Here is a 22,121-nt window from a genome sequence, read left to right as displayed (position 1 = left end):
GGAGCCCTAATGGCAACGCCCAAAGACGTCCTCAAGATGATTGCGGACAACGAGGTCAAGTTCGTTGACTACCGTTTCACCGATACGCGTGGCAAGGAACAGCACGTGACGGTGCCGTCCCATACCGTGGACGATGACAAGTTCGAAACGGGCCATGCTTTCGACGGCTCCTCGATTGCCGGCTGGAAGGGCATCGAAGCCTCGGACATGCTGCTGATTCCCGAGCCCTCGACCGCCCGCATGGATCCGTTCCGCGAGGAATCGACCCTGATCCTGACCTGCGACGTGGTCGAGCCTTCCGACATGAAGGGCTATGACCGCGACCCCCGCTCGCTGGCCAAGCGCGCCGAAGCCTACCTGAAGTCCTCGGGCCTGGGCGACACCGCCTACTTCGGTCCCGAGCCCGAATTCTTCGTGTTCGACGGCGTGACCTGGAACGTCGACATGTCCGGCTGCTTCGTCAAGATCAAGTCGGAAGAGGCCTCGTGGTCCACCGGCATCGACTACGACGGCGGCAACCTGGCCCATCGTCCCTCGGTCAAGGGCGGCTATTTCCCCGTTCCGCCCACCGATTCCTTCCAGGACCTGCGTTCGGAAATGTGCCTGCTGCTGGAGCAGCAGGGCGTGCCGGTCGAAGTGCACCACCACGAAGTGGCGGGCCCCGGCCAACTGGAAATCGGCACCAAGTTCTCGACCCTGGTGCAGCGCGCCGACTGGAACCAGATCATGAAGTACACGATCTGGAACGTGGCCGCCGCCTACGGCAAGACCGCCACCTTCATGCCCAAGCCCGTCGTCGGCGACAACGGTTCCGGCATGCACGTCCACCAGTCGATCTGGAAGGACGGCCAGAACCTGTTCGCGGGCAACGGCTACGCCGGCCTGTCCGAGTTCGCGCTGTACTACATCGGCGGCATCATCAAGCACGCCCGCGCGCTGAACGCCATCACCAACCCCGGCACGAACTCGTACAAGCGCCTGGTTCCGCACTTCGAAGCCCCGGTCAAGCTGGCCTACTCGGCCCGCAACCGCTCGGCCTCGATCCGCATCCCGTACGTGGCCAACCCGAAGGGCCGCCGCATCGAGACGCGCTTCCCGGATCCGCTGGCCAACCCGTACCTGTCGTTCTCGGCCCTGATGATGGCCGGCCTGGACGGCGTGATGAACAAGATCCATCCTGGCGATCCGGCCGACAAGAACCTGTACGACCTGCCGCCCGAGGAAGACGCGAAGATCCCGACCGTGTGTGCCTCGCTCGAGCAGGCGCTGGAAGCCCTGGACAAGGATCGCGAGTTCCTGACCCGCGGCGGTGTGTTCAGCAACGCCATGATCGATGCCTACATCGCGCTGAAGATGGAAGAAGTCACGCGTTTCCGCGTCACGACCCACCCCGTCGAGTTCGACATGTACTACGGCCTCTGATCAGGACCTGATCAGTCGTCAGCAAGGAAAAACGGGGCGTTCGAACGCCCCGTTTTCATTGGACATGACTCATTTGCTTCCCGATCCTTCCTCCTATCCGGTCGACGCCTTCGCCGCGTTCGAGCTGCTGTCCAGCGCCATCCTCGTCATCGACGACGACGGCCTGATCCGCTATGCCAACGCCCCGGCCGAGGATTTGTTCGAGGTCTCGGTGCGGCAGTTGTACGCGGTCAAGGCCGGCGACCTGTTCCGCGATGGCGAGCAGTTGCGTCAGTCGCTGGAGGAGGCCCGCCAGCACCTGTTCGCGGACAAGCGGCAGATACTGGAGATCGATCGCCTGGGGCGCGAGCCGACGCAGGTATCGGTAACCGTGGTCGCGCTGGACGGCCAGCCGTGGCCGGCGCTGATCGAACTGCGCGAGATCGAGCAGCAGCTGAAGGTGGACCGCGAGGAACGCCTGCTGGAACAGGCGCAGGCCAATCGCGAACTGTTGCGCAACCTCGCGCACGAGATCAAGAATCCGCTGGGCGGGCTGCGCGGCGCGGCGCAATTGCTGGAGGCCGAGTTGTCCGATCCCGCGCTGATCGAATACACCCAGGTCATCATCCAGGAGGCGGACCGTCTCCAGACCCTGGTGGACCGCCTGCTGGTGCCGCATCGCGCGCCGCGCATCGTCGGCGACGTCAACATCCACGAGGTCTGCGAGCGCGTGCGGTCGCTGGTGCTGGCCGAGTATCCGAACGGGCTGCGCATCGTGCGCGACTACGACGCGGCGATTCCCGAGTTCCGGGGCGACAAGGCGCAGTTGATCCAGGCCGTCCTGAACGTGGTGCGCAACGCCGCCGAGGCCTTGTCGCCACGCATCGCGGCCGGCGATGCCGAGATCACGCTGCGCACCCGTGTGGCGCGCCAGGTCACCTTGGCCAAGCAGCGTTTCAGGCTGGCATTGGAATTGCATGTGATGGACAACGGCCCGGGGATTCCCCCTGAATTGCTGGACCGGATCTTCCATCCGCTGGTGTCGGGACGTGAGGGCGGCAGCGGACTGGGATTGACCCTGGCTCAGACTTTCGTGCAGCAGCACGAGGGTGTGATCGAATGCGACAGCCGGCCCGGCCTGACCGATTTCCGCCTGCTGTTGCCCTTACCTTGATCGAAGAATTGGATGGATTTTTTTTCCCGAGCGTACCTAGGAAGGCAGCGATGAAACCGATCTGGATCGTAGATGATGACCGTTCGATCCGCTGGGTGCTCGAAAAAGCCTTGGCCCGCGAGAACCTGCCCAGCCGCAGCTTCGGCACCGCGCGCGAGGCTCTGGACGCCCTGAACGACGACGTGCCCCAGGTGCTGGTGACCGACATCCGGATGCCCGGGGCCGGCGGCATCGAACTGTTGCAGGCGGTCAAGCGGCGTTTTCCGGCGCTGCCCGTCATCGTCATGACGGCGTATTCCGACCTGGAGAGCGCGGTATCGGCCTTCCAGGGCGGCGCCTTCGAGTACCTGCCCAAGCCCTTCGACGTGGACACCGCGACCGAACTGATCCGCCGCGCCGTCGAGGAAAGCCTGCGCGAGGAGGCCTCGGCCGACGAGACGCTGGTCGGCACGCCCGAGATCCTGGGGCAGGCGCCGGCCATGCAGGAAGTGTTCCGCGCCATCGGCCGCCTGTCGCAGTCGCAGGTCACGGTCATGATCACCGGCGAATCGGGCAGCGGCAAGGAACTGGTGGCGCGCGCACTGCATCGGCACAGTGCCCGGGCCTCCGGCCCCTTCGTGGCGATCAATACCGCCGCGATTCCGCGCGACCTGCTGGAGTCCGAGCTGTTCGGCCACGAGCGCGGCGCCTTCACCGGCGCGCAAAGCATGCGCCGCGGCCGCTTCGAGCAGGCCGACGGCGGTACGCTGTTCCTGGACGAGATCGGCGACATGCCCGCCGAATTGCAGACGCGCCTGTTGCGGGTGCTGTCGGACGGCAGCTTCTATCGCGTGGGCGGGCACAACCCGGTGCACGCCAACGTGCGCGTCATCGCGGCCACGCACCAACCGCTGGAAGAACGCGTCAAGCAGGGCCTGTTCCGCGAGGACCTGTTCCATCGGCTCAATGTGATCCGCCTGCGCCTGCCGCCGCTGCGCGAGCGGGCCGAGGACATCCCGCTGCTGGCCCGCCATTTCCTGGCGCGCAGCGCGCGCGACCTGGGCGTGGAACCCAAGCGCTTCACGCCCGCCGCGCTGGCGGCCCTGTCGCGCTTTCCGTTTCCCGGCAACGTGCGGCAGCTCGAGAACGTCTGCCATTGGCTGACCGTGATGGCGCCGGCGCAGACGGTGGACGTGCAGGACCTGCCGCCCGAACTCCTGGAGAAGATGCCGGCCGAGGGCGATAAAGCGCTGGCGCCGGGTGCCTTCGCCGCGACAATGCAGGCGCTGACGCCGGATCGCGGCGTGCTGGCCGGGCCGAGCGCGGAGGTGGCGCACACCGCCGGCGGCGTGGTCGTGGCCGATCGCCCGAATCCGTGGCTGGGCGGCCTGCAGAGCGACGTCGAACAACGCCTGCAGCGGGGCGAGCCCGACATCATGCAGACCCTGACCCGCCAGTTCGAAAGCATGCTGATCTCGACCGCGCTGCGCGCCACCCGGGGCCGCCGGATCGAGGCGGCGCTGAAGCTGGGCATCGGACGCAACACCATCACGCGCAAGATCCAGGACCTGGGGCTGGACGACGACGATTGACGCCGGCGGCGCCGGGCGGCGCCCCAGCCGTCAGCCCAGCGCCGTGTCCAGCAGCATCATGATGACGAAGCCCACCATCAGGCCGCAGGTGGCAAACACCTCGTGTCCCTTGCGGTGTGATTCGGGGATGATCTCGTGGCTGATCACGAACAGCATCGCCCCGGCCGCGAACCCCAGTCCCCAGGGCAACAGCATCGCGGAGTAGGAGATGACCGAGGCGCCGATGACGGCGGCGATCGGCTCGACCAGTCCCGTCAGCGCGCCCAGCACGAACGCGAAGCCTTTGCTGTAGCCGATGCCCAGCAGCGCGACGGCCACGACCAGTCCTTCGGGTACGTCCTGGATGGAAATGCCGGTGGTGAGCGCCGAGGCGCGCAGCGGATCGGTGCCGGCGAAGGCCACGCCTATGGCCAGGCCCTCGGGCAGGTTGTGCAGGGCGATGGCGAACACGAACATCCACGTGCGGCGCACGGCCAGGATCGTGTGCTTGCCTTCCACGCCCTTGATGAAGTGCTCGTGGGGCAGGTAGCGCTCCATCGCCAGCAGCAGCGCGGCGCCCAGCAGAATGGCCGCGCCCATCAGCATGCCCGCGCCCCAGGGGCCGGCGCCCTGCAGCTTCGCTGCTTCGATGCCCGGCACCACCAGCGAAAAGGCACTGGCCGCCAGCATGACGCCTGCGCCGAATCCGAACAGGCTGTCCTGCACGCGATCGGACAGGCGTTGGGAGAACAGCACGGGCACGGCCCCCAGCGCTGTCGCGCCGGCGGCCATCATGCCGCCTATCAGGGCATCCAGCACCACCGGGTCGGTGGCCATCCGTATCCAGAGCTGCCGACCGAGCACGGCCAGGCCCAGCAGCACGATGGCGACGCCCACGGTCTTGCGCAGCACCTGGCCCGGGGAGGCGGTTCGGTTGGCCGTCGTCATGGGGGCCTCAGCTTTGGGCCTGTTGGTAGCGCCGTTCGACTTCATCCCAGTTCACCACGTTGTAGAAGGCGGCGATGTATTCGGGACGCCGGTTCTGGTAGCGCAAGTAGTATGCATGCTCCCACACGTCCAGACCCAGTATCGGCGTGTTACCAGCCATGAGCGGGCTGTCCTGGTTGCCCGTGCTTTCCACGGCCAGCTTGCCCTGGGGCGTCAGGCTCAGCCATGCCCAGCCGCTGCCGAAGCGCGTCAGCGCGGCTTGTGTGAACGCCTGCTTGAAGGCTTCGAAACCGCCCAGGTCGGACTGGATCGCGCGCGCCACCTGGCCGTGCGGCGCGCCGCCGCCCCGGGGCGACATCACGGTCCAGAACAGCGAGTGGTTGGCGTGTCCGCCGCCGTTGTTGCGAATGGTCGTGCGCAGGGCTTGCGGCGCCTGGTCGACGCCGGCCACCAGTGCTTCCACGGGCAGTTCCTTCAGCGGCGAGTTCTCCAGCGCGGCGTTCAGGTTGTTGACGTAGGTCTGGTGGTGCCTGGTGTAGTGGATCTCCATGGTCTGCGCGTCGATGTGGGGTTCCAGGGCGTCGTACGCGTAGGGCAGCGGGGGCAGGGCATGGGTCATGAGGCGCTCCGGACAAGGATTTTTGAATAAAAATAACTATACAAATAGTAATGATAATCATTTATATTTTAGAACAAAAAGACAGACTGAAGGAAGAAGCGGGACTTCGCCGCATCACCGCCGAGACGTGAGCTGGCGCAGGACGTCCAGAAGCTTCACCGCGGGCTGGGGCAAGAGCCCGTGGCTTCGCCGGTAGACCTGCAATTGGCGGCGCTTGACCACGCCGGCCACCGGTAGCCGGTCTATCCAGCCTGCCTGCCGTTCCGGCTCGTACAGCGGTTCAGCCAGCCATCCGAGGAAGCCGCCGTGCGAGATCAGGCTCTTGTTCGTGATGTTCGAGCGGGTCTTGACGATCACCTCCGGCATGGGCAATCCGGCCTTGGCGAATTCCTTGGACAAGTCCTCGTAGGGGGCGGTCCCTTCGGGCGATAGCACCCACTTGTAGTCCAGGGTGTCCGCCAGGGTGATGACGCTGTTGGCGCGGAGGGGATGGGACGGCGCGGCGACGATGTAGCTCGCGTCTTCCCAATGGCAATCCGGGATCGCGCAGATGTCGGGGCTGGCGGGCATGGAAGCGCCGACGGTAAGGTCGACCTCCCGGTTGACGAGCGCATCGACGAGCACGTCGGCGATTCCTTCGACGATATGCACCTGCAGCCTGGGCCATTGTTCCAGTACCTGGGCGATGGCTTGGGGCAGGATTTGTCCGACCGCGCTGGCGATCGCACCGACGCGGATCGTACCGCGCGCCAGGCCGCGCAGTTCGTCGATTTCTTCGGTGGCGGCCTCGGCTTCTTTCTGGATCAACGCTGCGCGGGGCAGCAGGGTCTCGCCCGCGGCGGTCAGCTTCATGCCGGTCAGGTAGCGCTCGAACAGCGGTATGCCGATCTGCTCTTCCAGCTTGCGTATGGTCCGGCTCAGGGCAGGCTGGGTGATGTTGAGTTTCTGGGCTGCGCGCCCCAGCGTGCCGTACTGGGCAACCGCAAGAAAGGCATCGAGAGGGCGGATGTGGATGGTCATGCCGAAACTTAATGGCGCCCACCGGAAAAAGCAATATTCAGTGCCGCTCTGCCTTACGCATACTGCGCGCATCGTAAACGAGGAGCCAGGAGCGCAAGCAGTGAAGAGCATCATCGTTACAGGAGCGGCCAGAGGCATAGGGCTGGCGTTCGCACGGCGTTTCGCGGCCGACGGGTTCGACGTCGCCATTCTCGACAGCACGGGCGCCGAGCAGGCCGCGGCGTCGATCGCACGCGAGGGACTGAGCGCGACCGGCTATTCCGGCGACGTGACGGAAGAGGCGGATTGGATGCGCATCGTCGAAGACCTGTCCGCGAAAGGACATGCGCTCTACGGACTGGTCAACAACGCGGCGATGTTCGCGAGCCTGCCCATGCAGCCGTTCACGCAGATTTCCAAGAAAGACTGGATGCAGGTCATGGCAGTCAACACCGCCGGTCCGTTCCTGGGCATCAAGGCGTGTTCGCCAGCCATGCGGGAGGGCGGCGGTGGGCGTGTGGTGAACATCGCGTCCACCTCGCCTTTGAAAGGGGTGACCGGGATGCCTCACTACGTGGCCAGCAAGGGCGCGGTGATCGCGCTCACGCGCAGCCTGGCCAGGGAACTGGGGCCGGCGGGGATCACGGTCAATGCGATCGCCCCGGGATTCACGCTGTCGGACGGCATCCTGACGAACAAGGAGCACGTCGATCAGTTCCGCGACGTGGGCAAGAGCGCGCGGGCGTTGAAGCGGGACCAGATGCCGGAGGACCTGGTCGGCGCGGCCTCGTTCCTGCTGGGACCCGATGCGGCATTCATGACGGGCCAGACGCTCGTCGTCGATGGCGGAGCCATCTTCGTCTGATCACAAGAACCATCAGAAACCAGGAGTCGAGACCATGAAAAAGACAATCACGGCCGCTGCCGCGGCATTCATGCTGGCGAACACGCCGGCCTTTGGCCAGGCGCCGAAATATCCCGCCAAGCCGGTCCGCATCGTGTCGGCGTTTTCCACCGGATCGGGAGCCGACGCGATGTTGCGCATCGTGGCCGATCGCCTGTCCAAGGCGTGGGGCCAGGCCGTCGTCGTCGAGAACAAGCCCGGGGGCACGGGTTTCATCGCGGCCGCCGACGTCATGCGCTCGCCTGCCGACGGCTATACGCTCTTCCATGCGGATGGCCTGAACTTCACCGCGGTGCCGCATCTTTACAAGAAGATGCCCTACGACGCCCAGAAGGATTTCGTGCCGGTGATCCCCCTGCATCACAGCAACTTCTTCATCGCCGTGTCGTCGCAATCGAAATGGAACAGCGCCGGCGATCTGCTGGCCGCCGCGAAGGCGGCTCCCGGCAGGGTGACGTACGGCTCGTGGCAGATCGGAAGCGTGGCGCATCTGGCCGGCGCGGCACTGGAGACCGCCTCGGGCACCCATATGACGCATGTCCCGTTCAAGGACGTGGGTCAGTTGTATGCCTCCGTTGCCAATGGCGACGTCGACTGGGCATTCGGGACGCCGGGCAGCGCCGGTCCGTTGCAGCAGGCGGGCAAGCTCAAGTTCATCGGCTGGGCTGGCACCGAGCGTCTTGCCGGGTATCCGGACGTGCCGCTGGTCGGCGAAAGCGGCGGGCCGGCAGGTTTCCAGGTGTCGGGATGGGTGGGGCTGTTCGCGCCGGCGGGCACGCCCAGGACGCTGGTCGATCAGGTCAACAGGGATGTGGCCGCCATCTACGGCCAGGCGGACGTGCCGCCGAAGATGATCCAGTTCGGCTACATGCCGCTGCTGATCAAGCCTCAGGAAGTCTCGGCGCTGATCCGCAAGGAATCCGAGGCCTACGCGAAGATCGTGAAGGAAAACAACCTGACGCTGGACCAGTAGGCGCGGCCGCGTGTCTGGACCGACCGTCGGGAAATCTTTGAGGATGGAATCTTGGAACTGGGAAATACCGATACATACCGGCAGCCGGAACTGCTGATCGGGGGCGATCCCCGAGGGCTCGATGGCCGGGAAGCCATGCCGGTCGTGAACCCCGCGACAGGCGGTGCGCTGGGCCTGCTTCCGCTGGCAAGCCGGCAGGATCTGGACGATGCGCTTGAAGCTGCGCAAAGGAGCTTCATGGCATGGCGGCGGGTGGCGCCGGTCGATCGGGGGCGGATCTTGCGCCGGGCCGCCGACCTGATGCGCGGCAGCCTCGAGCGGATAGCCCGGCTGATCACCCTGGAGGTGGGCAAGCCCATTGCCGAGTCTCGCCAGGAAGCGGCGTTGGCCGCGGAGACGCTCGACTGGTTCGCGGAAGAGGGGCGCCGCGCGTATGGACGGATCCTGCCATCGGGGCTGGGCAAGACCCAGTTCATGGTGGTCAAGGAGCCGGTCGGGCCCGTTGCGGCATTCGCACCCTGGAATTTTCCGACGGTCAACGCGGCCCGCAAGATAGGGTCGGCGCTGGCGGCCGGGTGCCCCTGCATCCTGAAGCCTGCGGAAGAGGCGCCCGCGGCGGCGCTGGAAGTGGCCAGGGCACTGCTGGAGGCCGGCCTGCCGCGCGGGGTCCTGTCCGTCGTGTTCGGCGTGCCGGCGGCGGTTTCCGAGCATCTTCTGGCGTCGCCGGTCATACGGAAGGTGTCCTTCACCGGATCCATTCCCGTCGGGCAGCATCTGATGAAACTCGCCGCGGCCTCCGGGAAGCGGACCACCATGGAGCTGGGCGGGCATGCGCCGGTGCTCGTGTTCGGCGATGCCGACGTCGAAGAGGCACTGGACCTGGCCGTCGCCTCGAAGTATCGCAATGCCGGCCAGGTGTGCGTGAGTCCCACGCGCTTCTACATCCATGAAAGCATCCATGAGCGCTTCGTCAGCGGTTTTCGGCAGCGGGTGCGGGCCATTCCGGTGGGCGACGGACTGGCCGAAGGGACCCGCATGGGCCCGCTGGCGCACGACCGGCGCCGGGCTCCCCTGGAAGGCCTGATCGAGAACGCGCTGGACGGCGGCGGCCGCCTCGTCAGCGGCGGCAAGGCCATCGAGGCGGACGGCTATTTCTTCGAGCCGACGGTGCTGGCCGACGTGCCGGAGTCAGCCCGAGTGATGAACGAAGAACCGTTCGGCCCTCTGGCGCTGTTGAACACCTTCACGTCCACGGACGAGGTGATCGCACGGGCCAACCGGCTGCCGTTCGGCCTGGCGGCCTATGCGTTCACCCGTTCGACGGACGTGGTCAGGCGGGTATCCCAGGAGGTCGAGGCCGGCATGCTGGCCATCAATTCCTTCTTGATCTCGGTTCCCGATGCACCGTTCCTGGGAGTCAAGGAAAGCGGCCATGGCGCCGAGAATGGCATCGAGGGGCTCGAGGCCTGCCTGGTGACGAAGCTGGTTTCGCTGGCCTGATTCAGGCGGCGGGCGGGCGCATGGTCCGCACGACGCCCACCACCGCGGCGATCAGAAGATCCAGGTCGTCCTGGCCGATGGTGAAGGCCGGCGTCAGGTAGACGATGCTGCCGAAGGGCCGCACCCAGACGCCGGCGTCGACCAGCCTGGCCCGCAGCGCATCGCGGTCGAACGGTCCGGCCAGTTCGATCGCGGCGATGGCGCCCAGCACGCGCACGTCGCGCACCCACGGCAGCTCGCGGCAGGGAGCCAGGCCGGCCTCCAGCGCTCGGGACAGGGCCGCCACCTGCCGCAGGCGCGGCTCGCGTTCGAACAGATCCAGCGAGGCGTTGGCGGCGGCGCAGGCCAGGGCGTTGCCCATGAAGGTGGGGCCGTGCATCAGGGCATGGCCCGGATCGTCGGACCAGAAGCCGTCGAACACGCGCTGGCTGGCCACGGTGGCGGCAAGCGGCAGGGTGCCGCCGGTCAGCGCCTTGGACAGCGTGACGATGTCGGGCCGGGCATCGGCCTGTTCGAACGCGAACATCGTGCCGGTGCGGCCGAAGCCGGTAAAGATCTCGTCGTAGATCAGCAGCAGGCCGTGGCGGTCCGCCAGCGCGCGCAGGCGGGCCAGCACCTCGGGCGGGTGCATCAGCATGCCGCCGGCGCCCTGGACCAGCGGTTCGACCAGAATGCCGGCCAGTTCGTGGGCGTGCCGGCGGAGCAACGCGTCCAGCTCGGCTTCCGAGGCGTCGTCGCGTGGCAGCGGCGCGATCACGTGCCGGGTCAGGAGGCCGCGGAACAGGCTGTGCATGCCGTCTTCCGGATCGCAGACCGCCATCGTGCCGAAGGTGTCGCCGTGGTAGCCGCCGCGGAAGGCCAGGAAGCGCGAGCGCTGGCGCTCGCCCTGGTTGAGCCAGAACTGTACGGCCATCTTCATCGCCACCTCGACCGCCACGGAGCCCGAGTCGGTGTAGAACACGCGATCGAAGCCAGGCCCCAGCAGCGCGCACAGGCGCTGCGCCAGCCGCGCGGCGGGCTCGTGCGTCAGCCCGCCGAACATCACGTGCGGCATCGCATCGAGCTGGTCGCGCACGGCCTGGGCGATGGCGGGATGGTTGTAGCCATGGCAGGCCGTCCACCACGAGGCCACGCCGTCCACCAGGCTGCGGCCGTCGGCCAGTTCGATGCGGCTGCCGTGGGTGCGCACCACCGGCAGCGGCGGCGCGGCGGTTTTCATCTGCGCATAGGGCAGCCAGACGTGGCGGGCGCCGTCGGCGACCCAGGCGGGCGGGGGTGTGTGCATGATCGTCCTGCGCCGGCCGCGGCGCCAGGCCGGACCGGTCGTTCCTCTACAATGACACGCATTCTACGGTGCGGGCGCCGCCGGGCGCATCGCCGGGCCATGTCTATATTCGATTCCCTGTTTTCCCAAGAGCTCGACCGCGCCGCGCAGCGCCAGACGCGGCGCCGCTTGCGCACCGCCGCCGCGGCGCGCGGCGGGCATGTGACGTTCGAAGGCCGCGACGTCGTCGATTTCTCCAGCAACGACTATCTGGGCCTGGCCAGGCATCCCGTGCTGGCCGAACGCGTGGCCGAGTGGACCGCGCGCCACGGCGCCGGCGCGCGTGCCTCGCGCCTGGTGTCGGGCAATCTCGATCTGCACCAGGCCGTCGAAGCCAAGCTCGCCCGCTTCAAGGGGACCGAGGCGGCGCTGTTGTTCGCCTCGGGCTGGCAGGCCAACGCCGCCGTGCTGCCGGCCTTGCTGCGCGTACCGGGCCAGGGCGACCCGCTGGTGTTCAGCGACCGGCTGAACCATGCCAGCCTGCATCATGGCTGCCAGGCCGCCGGCGTGCGGCAGATACGTTTCCGGCACAACGATCTCGATCACCTGGATGCACTGCTGGCCGAGCGCGCCGGCCAGCCGGGGCCGCGTTTCGTCGTAACGGAAAGCGTGTTCAGCATGGACGGCGACCGCACCGACGTGGCCGCGCTGTGCCGGGTGGCCGAGCGCCACGGCGCCTTCGTCTACCTGGACGAGGCCCACGCGACCGGCGTGCTGGGGCCGCGCGGCGCCGGGCTGGCCAGCCTGGGCGAGGGCAGGGTGGACCTGGCCATGGGCACCTTCAGCAAGGCCCTGGGCGGCTTCGGGGCCTACGTGGCGGGGTCGCGGCAATTGTGCGACTACCTCGTGAATACCTGCTCGGGATTCATCTACACCACCGCCTTGCCGCCGCCGGTGCTGGCCGCCATCGACGCCGCACTCGATCTCGTGCCCGGCATGGACGACGAGCGGCGGCGGCTGGCGGGGCTGGGCGACGGACTGCGGCGGGCGCTGGCGGACCAGGGCGTGGAGACGGGCGCCTCGTCGACGCAGATCGTGCCCGCCATCGTGGGCGAGGCGGGCGCGGCGCTGGCCCTGAGCGACGGACTGCGCGCGCGGGGCCTGCTGGCGGTGGCGATCCGTCCGCCCACGGTGCCCATGGGCACGAGCCGGCTGCGGATTGCGCTCAGCGCCGCGCACGACGAAGCGGACGTGGCCCGCCTGGCCCGGACCATCGCCGAACTGCGCGCGCAGGCCATGAACGCGGACGGAGGCCGGCCATGACCGATGGCGCGCGCCTGCCGCTGGTGTGCCTGCATGGCTGGGGCTTCGACGCCTCGACCTGGGCGCCCATGCGCGCCCATCTGGATGGCTGGGACATCCACGCCGACGATGCCGGCTACTTCGGCCGCACCGTCGCGGCCGAACGCCCCGCCGCCTACGTGGCGGTCGGCCATTCGCTGGGCGCCATGCGGAGCCTGGAAGACGCGGGCGCGGGTTGTCGCGGCCTCGTCCTGATCAATGGCTTCGCGCGCTTCTCGGCCGCCGGCGATTTCCCCACGGGGGTGGCCGCTCGGGTGCTGGACCGCATGCTGACCCGCCTGGCGGCCGATCCCGCCGCCGTGGTGAGCGAGTTCCGCCGACGCTGCGGCGCCGCCGATCCCATCGACGCGGGCACGCTGGACGAAGCCGTCCTGGCCGCCGGACTGCGCCAATTGCGCGCGGGCGATGCACGCGCGGCCTGGGCCGCCAGGCGCGTGCCGGTCCGCATCCTGGCCGGCGATGCCGATCCGGTCGTCACGCCGGCGCTCACGGCCGCCTCGTTCGGCGGCGAGGCCGTCTGGTGCGCCGGAGGCGGCCACCTGCTGCCCCTGACGCATCCCGCGTGGTGCGCCAGCCAGATACGCGCGTTCGTGCGCGAACTGGCCGGCGCCCCGGATCCGGCATGACGGGGCGGATCCATGGGCGGGCCGTGGCCCGCCGTTTCGGCGATGCGGCGGGACGCTACGAACGGCACGCGGGCTTGCAGCGCGAGGTGGCCGAGGCACTGGCCGCGCGCATCGCCCGCCTGCCGCTGCCGGAGCGCCCGCGCATCCTGGAGATAGGCTGCGGCACGGGATTCCTGGCCGAGGCGCTGTCACGCCGGCTGGGACCGGCATGCTGGACGCTGACCGACATCTCGCCCGCCATGCTGGAGACCGCGCGGCGCCGCTTGGCGCTGCCCGGCTCCTGCCGTTTCCTGGCCATGGACGGCGAGCACCCCGACGCGGAACTGGGCGAGTTCGACCTGATCTGTTCCAGCATGGCCGTGCAATGGTTCGGCGACCTGGATGCCGGCCTGGCGCGGCTGGGCGGATTGCTCGCCGAAGGCGGCTGGATGGCCGTCGCGACGCTGGCCGAGGGCACCTTCGCCGAGTGGCGGGCGGTGCACGCGGACCATGGCGTGCGCGCCGCGGTTCGCGACTACCCCCGGCCCGCGGACATCGGCGCCGCGCTGCCCGGCCTGCGCCGCCTGATGCAGGCCGAGCGGCGGGTGCTGCCGCATCGCGACGGCATGGCGTTCCTGCGCGGGCTCAAGGCAATAGGCGCGGATGCGCCCGCGCCGGGGCGCCGGCCGCTGCCGCCCGCCCTATTCAAGCGGATACTGCACAGTTTCGATACACAGGGGGCAAGCGTGACCTATCATCTGGCCTACGGCACCTGGAGCAAGGGCGAGGCGCCGCGCGGCGTGTTCGTGACCGGCACCGACACCGGTATCGGCAAGACGCTGGTGTCGGCGGTGCTGGCGCGCGCCTGGCAGGCCGACTACTGGAAGCCCTTGCAGACCGGCGTGGCGACCGAGCCCGACGACACCGGCACGGTGGCGAGGCTGGCCGGCCTTGCGCCCGAGCGCATCCATGCGCCCCACGCGGTGCTGCAGGCGCCCTTGTCGCCCTGGGCGGCCGCGCGCGAGGAAGGCGCGGCGCTGAGCGCGGCCGACATCGCGCTTCCCGCCACGCGCGCGCCGCTGGTGGTGGAGGGCGCCGGCGGACTGCTGGTTCCCATCGACGACCGGGCGACCATGATCGACCTGATCGCGCGCCTGGGGCTGCCAGTGGTGCTGGTGGCGCGCAGCGCGCTGGGCACGCTCAATCACACGCTGTTGTCGCTGGAGGCGTTGCGCGCGCGGGGCATCCCGGTGGCGGGCGTGGTGATGAGCGGCGAACCCTCGGCGGGCAACCGGCTCGGCATCGAACAGTTCGGCAAGGTCCGCGTGCTGGCCGAGATCCCGCGCCTGCCCGCGGTCGATGCCGAAACGGTGGCGGCCCTGGCGCGCGGCATCGAGCCGCTGGAGCGGATGCTGGAAGCGGCCGGAGCCGCTGGCGCCTGAGGCCGGCCTTCAGCGCCTGCCGGTGTCCTGGCCGTACAGCGTGCGCACGTGCTTGCGCATGTGCTGGAGATAGGCGCTGACCGCCTGCGGCAGGCGCCGGCGGCCCAGCACGCACACGTCCACGCAGGTCTTGCCCAGGATGGGATGAGACAGCGGGATGCTGACCAGGTCGCCCGCATCCAGTTCATGGTGGATGGACATGTGCGACAGGATGGTGATGCCGCCCTGGTTGCGCGCGTAGTTCCTCATCGCTGCGATGGAGTTGGTCACCATCGCGGGCGCCACCCGCAGGCGTTCGCCGGCGCAGATGGAATCGATCAGCCGGCGTATGCCGAAGTCCGAGGCCGGCAGCGCCGTGCGGTGATTCAGCATCTCGCGCAGCGATATCGATTTGCGGCGCGCCAGTTCGTGCGTGGGCGCCATCACCGCTTCCAGCGGCGCGGAAATGCGCAGGGCGCATTCGATGGCGTCGTGCGGCGTGGGCGTGAAAGCCAGGCCCAGGTCGGCGTCGCCGCAGCTGACCGCGGCCAGGGTGGTTTCCGTGCCCGCCACCACGATCTCGAAGGTCACGCCTGGATAGCGTTGCTGGAAACCGGCCACGGTCTGCGTGACGAACTCGATCTGGCCTTCGGTGGAATACAGCTTCACGTGGCCATTGCGCAGGCCTTTCAATGCCTCGAGTTCGGCCAGCATGCGCCGCTCGCCGTGCAGCACTTCCTCGGCGTAGTGCAGGCAGACTTCTCCGGCGGGCGTCAGGACCACGCCGCGGCTGGAGCGGTCCAGCAGCTTGATGCCCAGTTCGCTCTCCAGGCGCTTGATGTGCTTGCTCAGGGCCGATGGGGCGGTGTCGAGCCGTTCGGATGCGCGGCGTATGCCCTTGCATACCGCGACTTCATAGAAGCTGGCCAGATCAGCCTGGTTCATGGATGTTCCCCATACAGGTGTTCTCGATCCGAGAACATAGTGTGCGTGCCCTTCGTCTTGTTGGGGTGGAGGGATCTATCGATAATTTTTTGGCGCCCGGCAAGGCTGACGCCAAGGTGGCACAGCAGCCGGCGGTTCGAGCGTTTCCCGCCAGTCATTATCGAGGCCCCTCATGTCCACAAGCAAGATTTTCATGTCCGATGCCGTCGCCAAACCCAAGGCGCCGCTCTCGCACGCGGTCGTCGCCGGCGACTTCGTCTTCGTCTCGGGCACCACCCCCTTCGACGCCAACCGCGAGCTGGCGCCGACCTTCTCCGAGCAGATGCACCAGGTGATGAAGAATCTCAAGCAGATCCTGGCCGAATGCGACAGCTCGCTCGACAAGGTGGTGAAGGCCAACGTGATCCTGACCGACATCAGCCGCTTCAACGAGATGAACGAGATCTATCGCAGCTATTTCCAGGAAGGCAAGTTCCCCGCCCGCACCACGATCGAGGCACCCCTGGCGATCGCCGGGATGATGCTGGAGATCGAGGTCGTGGCGACCCGCTAGGCAGGCTGGCGGCGCGCGGACCTCGCGTGCCGCCCATGCTTCTTTTCCTCTCTTTTCGCTCAAGGTATCGAACATGAAGATGTCGTTGAGTTCATCGCTTTTCGCACGACGCGCCACCGGTGCCGTGCTTGCGTGCGCCGCCGTGGCTTGTGCGGCCTCCGCCACGGCGGCGGATTCCTATCCCAGCCGTTCCATCAGGATCATCGTGCCCTTCGCCGCCGGCGGCGGCAGCGACGTGACGGCGCGACTGATCGGCAAGAAGCTGCAGGAAGCCTACGGCCAGGCCGTGGTGATCGAGAACCAGCCCGGCGCCAGCACCCAGATCGCGACCCGCAACGTGATCCGGTCCGCGCCCGATGGCTATACGCTGTTGCTGGCGACCACCTCGATCGTCAACAACGCCCACCTGTATCCCAAGCTCGACTACGACGCCATGAAAGAGCTGGTGCCGGTGGTGGGCATCGTCGACGTGCCGCCGTTCCTGGCCGTGGGGCCCGGCATCAAGGCGACCAACGTCAAGGATTTCATCACCGAGATCAAGGCCAAGGCCGCCACCGAGAAAGGCGTGACTTTTGGCTCGGCGGGCCCCGGCAGCACGCTGCACCTGGCTTCCGAATGGCTGATCAAGCAGCTCGGCATCAAGGCCGTGCATTCACCCTACAAGGGCAGCGGCCCGGCATCGGTGGCATTGGCCCAGGGCGACGTCGATTTCAGTTTCGACAACATCCCGCCGCTGCGCCCCATGGTGGATGCCGGCAAGGTGCGCCTGCTGATGGTGGGGGCACGCAACCGCTTCCCGAGCACGCCGGCGCTGCCGACCCTGAAGGAATCGGGACTGCCCGACGAGGAACTGTCGAGCTGGTTCATCCTGATGGCTCCGGCGCAGACTCCGCCCGCCGTGGTGGCGTCGATCAACAGCGAAGTGAACAAGATCCTGAAGAAGCCGGACGTGCGCAGTACGTTGATCGATCTGGGGCTTGCGCCCATGGACACCTCGGTGGACGATCTGAAGAAGCGCATGCGCAATGACTTCGACATGTGGGGCGGCATCATCAAGGATGCCAAGGTGACGCTGGAGTGAGCATGGGGGAAAGCAAGGTCGACGGTGGCTACGCCCATATCGGGCGGCCGCTGGTCCGGGTGGAGGATGCCCGCCACCTGGCTGGCGGGGGCGCCTTCGTGGCGGACATCCAGGCGCCGGGATGCCTGGAAGTGGCGTTCTGCCGCAGCCCGGTGGCCCATGGCCGATTGAAGGGCGTGACGCTGCCGCCGGAATTGCCGGCCGGCACGTTCTGGACCGCGGCCGACATCGCCGACCTGGCTTTGCCCATCTACTGCGCGCTGCTGCGTCCGGAATTCAACGGCGCGCCGTATCCGCTGCTGGCCGACGGCAAGGTGCGCTTTGCCGGCGAGCCGGTGGTGCTGGCGCTGGGCGCGACCCGGGCCGAGGCCGAGGAACGCGCCGAGCAGGTACAGCTGGACATCGAGCCGCTGGCCGCGGTGGTCGATGCCTGGGACGAGGTGGACCACCCGGGCGTGCCGCTGCACGACCACCTGTCCTCCAACCTAGTCATGCGCATCGGCCGCGCGCTGGGCGATGCGCAGGCCATCATCGACGATCCGGCCGGGCGCGGCCTGCGGCAGGTCACGCGCCGACTGTCCATGGGCAGGGTGCTGGCCAACCCCCTGGAATGCCGGGGCTGCCTGGCCTATCCCGATCCGGCCGGCGGCGTGGTCGTGCACGTGTCCAGCCAGCGGCCGCACCTGATCCGCACCTTCCTGGCCGAACAGATTCCCGGCCTGACCGAGGCCGACATCCGCGTGGTGGTGCCGGACGTGGGCGGCGGCTTCGGCTCCAAGAGCAATCTTTATCCCGAGGAAGTGCTGGTGACCGCGCTGGCCTGGAAGCTGCGGCGACCGGTGCGCTGGATCGAGGACCGCTACGAGCATTTCGTCGCCAGCAACCATAGCCGCCAGCACGAGCAGCGCATCACCGCCTATTTCGACGACACGGGCAGGATCCACGCGCTGGACGCGCTGGTGGTGGTGGATGCCGGCGCCTATTCGGCCAAGACCTCCACCGGGGCGATCGAGGCCAACATGGCCACCAACGTCATGCTCGGGCCCTACGACATCCGCAACTATCGCTTCGAGGCCGTCAGCATCCACACCAACAAGAGCCCCCTGGGGCCTTACCGTGGCGTGGGCCGGCCGGGCGGCTGCTTCGCGATGGAGCGCATCATCGAGGAGGTCGCCCGCGAACTGGGCGCCGACCCGCTGGACGTGCGCCGGGCCAACCTGATCTCGCCGGCGCAGATGCCCTACGTGTCGGCCACCGGACTGGCCTACGACTCGGGCAACTACCGTGAGGTCGTCGATGCCGCCGGGCGCTTCGTGGCCGAGAACTGGCCCGCCGCGCGGCAGGCCGATGACGGCGGCCGGGTGGGCGTGGGCTATGCGATGCTGGTCGAGCAGGCCGCGCACGGCGCCGAGGAATGGCGCCGCCGGGGCTCGCCGCTGATCTACGGCCACGAGTCGGCGCGCGCCACGCTGAACATGGACGGCACGCTGGTCATCGAGGTCGGCACGCTGTCGCACGGGCAGGGGCATTTCACCAGCCTGGCGCAGATCGCGGCCGAGATCACCACGCTGCCGGTCTCGGCGATACGGATACGCCAGGGCGATACGTCGGCGGCGCCGTACGGCCTGGGCTCGGTCGCCTCGCGGTCCATCGTGATGGCGGGCGGGGCGGTGGCCATGGCCTGCCGGGACATCGTCGGCAAGGCGCGCGCCATCCACGCCGTGCTGCACGAGACGGACGACGCGCAGATCGAGGTGCGCGACGGCGCCTGCATCTCGCCGCAGGGCACCATGTCCTTCGGCGACCTGGCCCGGGTCGCCTACGTGGGCGTGAGCAAGCTGCCGCGCTCCATTTCCCCCGGCTTCTCGTTCCAGGCCGACTACCGGCCCGGCGTCGAGACCGGAACGTTTTCCTACACGCTGCATGCCGCGCGCGTCAGCGTCGACCCGGACACCGGCTTTGTCAGGATCCTGGACTACCTGGTCGTGGAGGATTGCGGCACCGTGGTCAACCCCCTGATCCTGGACGGCCAGATACGCGGCGGCGTCGCGCAAGGCATCGGCCAGGCCCTGTATGAAGAAATGATCTACGACAGCAATGGCCAGCCGCAGACCGTGACCTTCGGCGACTACGCCGTGCCCAGCGCGGTCGAGGTTCCGCCGATTTCCATCCTGCACTTCAGCACCCCGTCGCCCCATTCCGAGTTCGGCATGAAAGGCATGGGGGAAGGAGGCGCCGTGGCGCCGCCCGCGGCCATCGCCAATGCCGTGCGCGACGCGCTGGCGGAGCTGGGCGTGGACGTGTGCCGTACGCCCATCACGCCCGACTACCTGCTGCGCCAGCTGCACGAAGCCGGGCAGGGAGGTGCGCGATGAAGCTGCCGCCTTTCGCGCTGCACGTGCCGCGCACGCTGGACGAGGCGCTGGCGCTGCGCGCCGCCCTGGGCAGCGATGCCAAGGTCCTGGCCGGCGGGCAGAGCCTATTGCCCATGATGCGCTACCGCATGCTGCGCCCCTACGCGCTGATCGATATCACCCGGGTGGAATCACTCGCGCGCCTGGATACCGCGCCGGCCGTGCGCATGGGCGCGGCCGTCACCCATGCCGACGTCGAGCGGTGCGAGCGGGCCGGTGCGCTGTTCGACCTGCTGCGGGCGCATGCCGCCGAAATCGCCTTCCTGCCGGTGCGCAGCCGGGGCACGGTGGTCGGCAGCCTGGTCCACGCCGATCCGGCGGGAGACTGGCCGCTGCTGCTGACCGCGCTCGACGCCACGGTGGAGCTGGCCAGCCTGCGGGGACGGCGCGCCGTCGCGCTGCGCGATTTCATCCGCGGCGCCATGGACAGCGACGTGCAGGTGGACGAGATCGCGCTGGCGGCCACGCTGCCCGAGCGGGCATCGGGCCTCGTCCGGTGGGGGCGGTGCAAGCTCATGCACCGGGCCGGCGAATTCGCCTCGGCCAGCGCATTGGCCCTGCAGGGGGCCGACGGCCAGTGGGCATGCTGGCTGGGCGCGATCGATCCCGGTCCGCTGGCGCTGCCGGCCACGGCGGCGCGGCTGCCGGCCGCCGGGGGCTTGCTGCCCGCCAGGCGCGACATCGCGGCCTCGGCCCTGGACGAGATCCTGGCCGCCCGGCCCCACGTCGATCCGCTGGCGGCATCCCGCCACGCGCAGGCGATGGCCCGGGCGGCCGAACAGGCATGGCAAGGAGTTGCTGCATGAACATCACATTGACCGTGAACGGCCGCGAGACCGGACTCGAGGTCGAACCCTCCGCGGTACTGGCCGACGTGCTGCGCGAGCAGTGCCGGCAGACCTCCGTGCACCTGGGCTGCGAGCACGGCGTATGCGGCGCCTGCAACGTCATCGTCGACGGCAAGGTGGTGCGTGCCTGCCTGACCCTGGCGGGCTCGGTGGACGGCTCCTCGGTGACGACGCTGGAAGGGCTGTGCGACGCCAAGGCCGACCGGCTGCGCCGGGCCTTCAGCGAGTACCACGCCCTGCAATGCGGCTTCTGCACGCCGGGCATGGTCGTGAGCGGGTACGACATCGTGCGCCGCGGCCAGTTGCGTGACGAGCCGGCGATCCGCCAGTGCCTGTCCGGCAACATCTGCCGCTGCACGGGCTATCACGGCATCGTCGCGGCCGTTGTCGAAGTGGCCAACGAAGAACGACCCACTACCGAGGTGCAAGCGTGAAATCCTCCAACCCTTACGGCATCGTCGGCGCGGCCATCGTGCCGCACGCGCCGCAGTTCCTTTCCCTGCCCGAGAGCGAGGACCTCGAGCAGGTCGCCCGCGTGCGCCGCTCGCTGGAAACGATAGGCGAGCGGCTGCGGGCGCTCGAGCCCGATTGCATCGTCATGGTGTCCAACGACCACGGCGACCACTTCGTCACCCACGGCGTGCCGCCGTTCTGCGTGCATGTGGCCCACGAGGCCGACGGCATGCACAAGCATCGCGGCATGTGGGCCATCGACGGCGACACCGGCTACGCCCTGGTCCCGGAAATGGAGCGGGCCGGCTTCGACCTGGCGTTCACGATGAACGCCAAGCTGCAGACGGCCTTCACCATTCCCTACGAATTCATGGGCTTCGGGCGCGACGTGCCGCTGGTGGCCCTGTTCGTCAATGCCTACGTGCCGCCCCAGCCCGGCGGGCGCCGCTGCTACGCCTTCGGCGCCGCCCTGCAGACCGCCTTGCAGCGCCTGGGCAAGCGGGCGCTGCTGATCGCCAGCGGCGGCCTGTCCCACTACCCGGGCACGGTGCACTATCCGCATCCCGACCTGGAGACGGACCAGCGCATCTTCGCCGAGATCCAGGCCGGCCACCTGACGCACCTGCTGAGCTACGACGACTGGGAACTGGACCGCACCGGCAATGTCGAGCTGCGCGCGCCGCTGATCCTGGCCGGGGCGCTGGGCGAGAACCGGCCGCCGTTCACGGCGCTGCTGGAACCGTCGTGGCATCACATCTATGCGTCGGCGGGATGGGACCTGACCGAACCCGCGCCGGCGCGCGACCCGCTGCGGTATCCCGCGATGCCGCCGGCACGCGCCAGGCTGGCCGAGGCGGTCCTGACCCTGCGCACGCGGGCCGAGGCGGCGGAGCGTTTCCTGGACGATCCCGCGGCCTTCTGCCAGCCGTTCGCCCTGGCGGACGACGAGCGCGAGGCGCTGTGCGCCATGCAATGGGAGGTCCTGCGCGACCGGTTCAGCATCCATGCCTTGCTGACCTCGGGCGCGGCCATGCAGATCAGCCTGGCCGCCAAGCGCCGCCAGGCCGGATAGAGATTCTTCGCTTCATCATTTTCTTCGGATATCGG

The 22,121-nt window shown here is 68.4% G+C and carries 20 protein-coding genes; 15 read left to right on the top strand and 5 right to left on the bottom strand.

Features of this window, described 5'->3' with window-relative positions:
* The first annotated feature begins 9 nt into the window (after nucleotides 1-9).
* From glnA to ntrC, 3 genes are all read left to right on the top strand, one after another.
* On the top strand, nucleotides 10-1,422 hold the full coding sequence (gene glnA / locus WKR98_RS19375) for a type I glutamate--ammonia ligase (protein ID WP_124689104.1): 1,413 nt from the start codon (nucleotides 10-12) through the stop codon (nucleotides 1,420-1,422).
* A gap of 64 nt (nucleotides 1,423-1,486) precedes the next feature.
* Entirely contained in the window at nucleotides 1,487-2,575 is a 1,089-nt protein-coding gene (gene glnL / locus WKR98_RS19370; RefSeq protein WP_124689105.1) for a nitrogen regulation protein NR(II), read from the top strand.
* Between the two features lie 50 nt (nucleotides 2,576-2,625).
* Nucleotides 2,626-4,146: a nitrogen regulation protein NR(I) gene (ntrC, locus tag WKR98_RS19365; protein ID WP_124689106.1), complete on the top strand. Its 1,521-nt coding sequence runs from the start codon at nucleotides 2,626-2,628 to the stop codon at nucleotides 4,144-4,146.
* A gap of 30 nt (nucleotides 4,147-4,176) precedes the next feature.
* Here the strand turns inward: ntrC and WKR98_RS19360 are convergent, their stop codons facing one another.
* From WKR98_RS19360 to WKR98_RS19350, 3 genes are all read right to left on the bottom strand, one after another.
* A complete protein-coding gene (locus tag WKR98_RS19360; protein WP_341434432.1) occupies nucleotides 4,177-5,073 on the bottom strand; it encodes a ZIP family metal transporter in 897 nt (298 codons plus the stop codon).
* Nucleotides 5,074-5,080: 7 nt separating this feature from the next.
* Nucleotides 5,081-5,692 (bottom strand): superoxide dismutase, encoded by a 612-nt coding sequence (locus WKR98_RS19355; protein WP_124689108.1) that lies wholly within the window; start codon nucleotides 5,690-5,692, stop codon nucleotides 5,081-5,083.
* Nucleotides 5,693-5,806: 114 nt separating this feature from the next.
* A complete protein-coding gene (locus tag WKR98_RS19350) occupies nucleotides 5,807-6,712 on the bottom strand; it encodes a LysR family transcriptional regulator (RefSeq protein WP_341434431.1) in 906 nt (301 codons plus the stop codon).
* Between the two features lie 100 nt (nucleotides 6,713-6,812).
* Between WKR98_RS19350 and WKR98_RS19345 the strand changes: the two genes are divergently transcribed.
* The 3 genes from WKR98_RS19345 to WKR98_RS19335 are packed head-to-tail and all read left to right on the top strand — an operon-like array spanning nucleotide 6,813 to nucleotide 10,068.
* Complete coding sequence (locus tag WKR98_RS19345) at nucleotides 6,813-7,556, top strand: SDR family NAD(P)-dependent oxidoreductase (RefSeq protein ID WP_238160370.1); 744 nt, start codon at nucleotides 6,813-6,815, stop codon at nucleotides 7,554-7,556.
* 34 nt (nucleotides 7,557-7,590) lie between these two features.
* Nucleotides 7,591-8,568 (top strand): Bug family tripartite tricarboxylate transporter substrate binding protein, encoded by a 978-nt coding sequence (locus WKR98_RS19340; RefSeq protein ID WP_341434430.1) that lies wholly within the window; start codon nucleotides 7,591-7,593, stop codon nucleotides 8,566-8,568.
* A 51-nt stretch (nucleotides 8,569-8,619) separates the two neighbouring features.
* Nucleotides 8,620-10,068, top strand: coding sequence for an NAD-dependent succinate-semialdehyde dehydrogenase (locus WKR98_RS19335; RefSeq protein WP_341434429.1), 1,449 nt, complete (start codon nucleotides 8,620-8,622; stop codon nucleotides 10,066-10,068).
* Nucleotide 10,069: 1 nt separating this feature from the next.
* Here WKR98_RS19335 and WKR98_RS19330 read toward each other — a convergent pair whose 3' ends face one another.
* Nucleotides 10,070-11,353: an adenosylmethionine--8-amino-7-oxononanoate transaminase gene (locus tag WKR98_RS19330; protein WP_341434428.1), complete on the bottom strand. Its 1,284-nt coding sequence runs from the start codon at nucleotides 11,351-11,353 to the stop codon at nucleotides 10,070-10,072.
* A 99-nt stretch (nucleotides 11,354-11,452) separates the two neighbouring features.
* On the opposite strand from WKR98_RS19330, the gene WKR98_RS19325 reads away from it, so the two are divergent.
* From WKR98_RS19325 to bioD, 3 genes are read left to right on the top strand one after another with little or no spacing between them, the layout of a single operon-like run.
* Nucleotides 11,453-12,655, top strand: a complete 1,203-nt coding sequence (locus WKR98_RS19325) for an aminotransferase class I/II-fold pyridoxal phosphate-dependent enzyme (RefSeq protein ID WP_341434427.1) — start codon at nucleotides 11,453-11,455, stop codon at nucleotides 12,653-12,655.
* Nucleotides 12,652-13,320, top strand: coding sequence for an alpha/beta fold hydrolase (locus WKR98_RS19320; RefSeq protein ID WP_341434426.1), 669 nt, complete (start codon nucleotides 12,652-12,654; stop codon nucleotides 13,318-13,320). Before WKR98_RS19325 ends, WKR98_RS19320 begins: the two co-directional genes overlap by 4 nt.
* Nucleotides 13,317-14,741 (top strand): dethiobiotin synthase, encoded by a 1,425-nt coding sequence (gene bioD, locus WKR98_RS19315; protein WP_341434425.1) that lies wholly within the window; start codon nucleotides 13,317-13,319, stop codon nucleotides 14,739-14,741. Before WKR98_RS19320 ends, bioD begins: the two co-directional genes overlap by 4 nt.
* A 9-nt stretch (nucleotides 14,742-14,750) precedes the next feature.
* Here the strand turns inward: bioD and WKR98_RS19310 are convergent, their stop codons facing one another.
* Entirely contained in the window at nucleotides 14,751-15,665 is a 915-nt protein-coding gene (locus tag WKR98_RS19310) for a LysR family transcriptional regulator (protein ID WP_124689115.1), read from the bottom strand.
* Nucleotides 15,666-15,837: 172 nt separating this feature from the next.
* Here WKR98_RS19310 and WKR98_RS19305 point away from each other — a divergent pair, with 172 nt between their 5' ends.
* The 6 genes from WKR98_RS19305 to WKR98_RS19280 all read left to right on the top strand — a co-directional run bounded on the left by WKR98_RS19305 (nucleotide 15,838) and on the right by WKR98_RS19280 (nucleotide 22,086).
* Entirely contained in the window at nucleotides 15,838-16,218 is a 381-nt protein-coding gene (locus WKR98_RS19305) for a RidA family protein (protein WP_124689116.1), read from the top strand.
* A 73-nt stretch (nucleotides 16,219-16,291) separates the two neighbouring features.
* Nucleotides 16,292-17,299 (top strand): Bug family tripartite tricarboxylate transporter substrate binding protein, encoded by a 1,008-nt coding sequence (locus WKR98_RS19300; protein ID WP_341434424.1) that lies wholly within the window; start codon nucleotides 16,292-16,294, stop codon nucleotides 17,297-17,299.
* A 2-nt stretch (nucleotides 17,300-17,301) separates the two neighbouring features.
* Nucleotides 17,302-19,674, top strand: a complete 2,373-nt coding sequence (locus WKR98_RS19295; protein ID WP_341434423.1) for a xanthine dehydrogenase family protein molybdopterin-binding subunit — start codon at nucleotides 17,302-17,304, stop codon at nucleotides 19,672-19,674.
* On the top strand, nucleotides 19,671-20,519 hold the full coding sequence (locus WKR98_RS19290; protein WP_341434422.1) for an FAD binding domain-containing protein: 849 nt from the start codon (nucleotides 19,671-19,673) through the stop codon (nucleotides 20,517-20,519). The genes WKR98_RS19295 and WKR98_RS19290 overlap by 4 nt, the downstream gene beginning before the upstream one ends.
* The gene (locus WKR98_RS19285; RefSeq protein WP_161567790.1) at nucleotides 20,516-20,995 is read left to right on the top strand and encodes a (2Fe-2S)-binding protein; all 480 of its coding nucleotides are present in this window, start codon (nucleotides 20,516-20,518) and stop codon (nucleotides 20,993-20,995) included. The genes WKR98_RS19290 and WKR98_RS19285 overlap by 4 nt, the downstream gene beginning before the upstream one ends.
* Nucleotides 20,992-22,086, top strand: a complete 1,095-nt coding sequence (locus WKR98_RS19280) for a DODA-type extradiol aromatic ring-opening family dioxygenase (RefSeq protein WP_341434421.1) — start codon at nucleotides 20,992-20,994, stop codon at nucleotides 22,084-22,086. Before WKR98_RS19285 ends, WKR98_RS19280 begins: the two co-directional genes overlap by 4 nt.
* Nucleotides 22,087-22,121 lie beyond the last annotated feature (35 nt).

It is taken from the genome of Pigmentiphaga sp. YJ18 (genome assembly GCF_038066655.1).
In the GTDB taxonomy this organism is placed as follows: domain Bacteria; phylum Pseudomonadota; class Gammaproteobacteria; order Burkholderiales; family Burkholderiaceae_B; genus Pigmentiphaga.
Note: the sequence above shows the minus strand (reverse complement) of the source record. Positions and strands in the feature narration are given on the sequence as shown.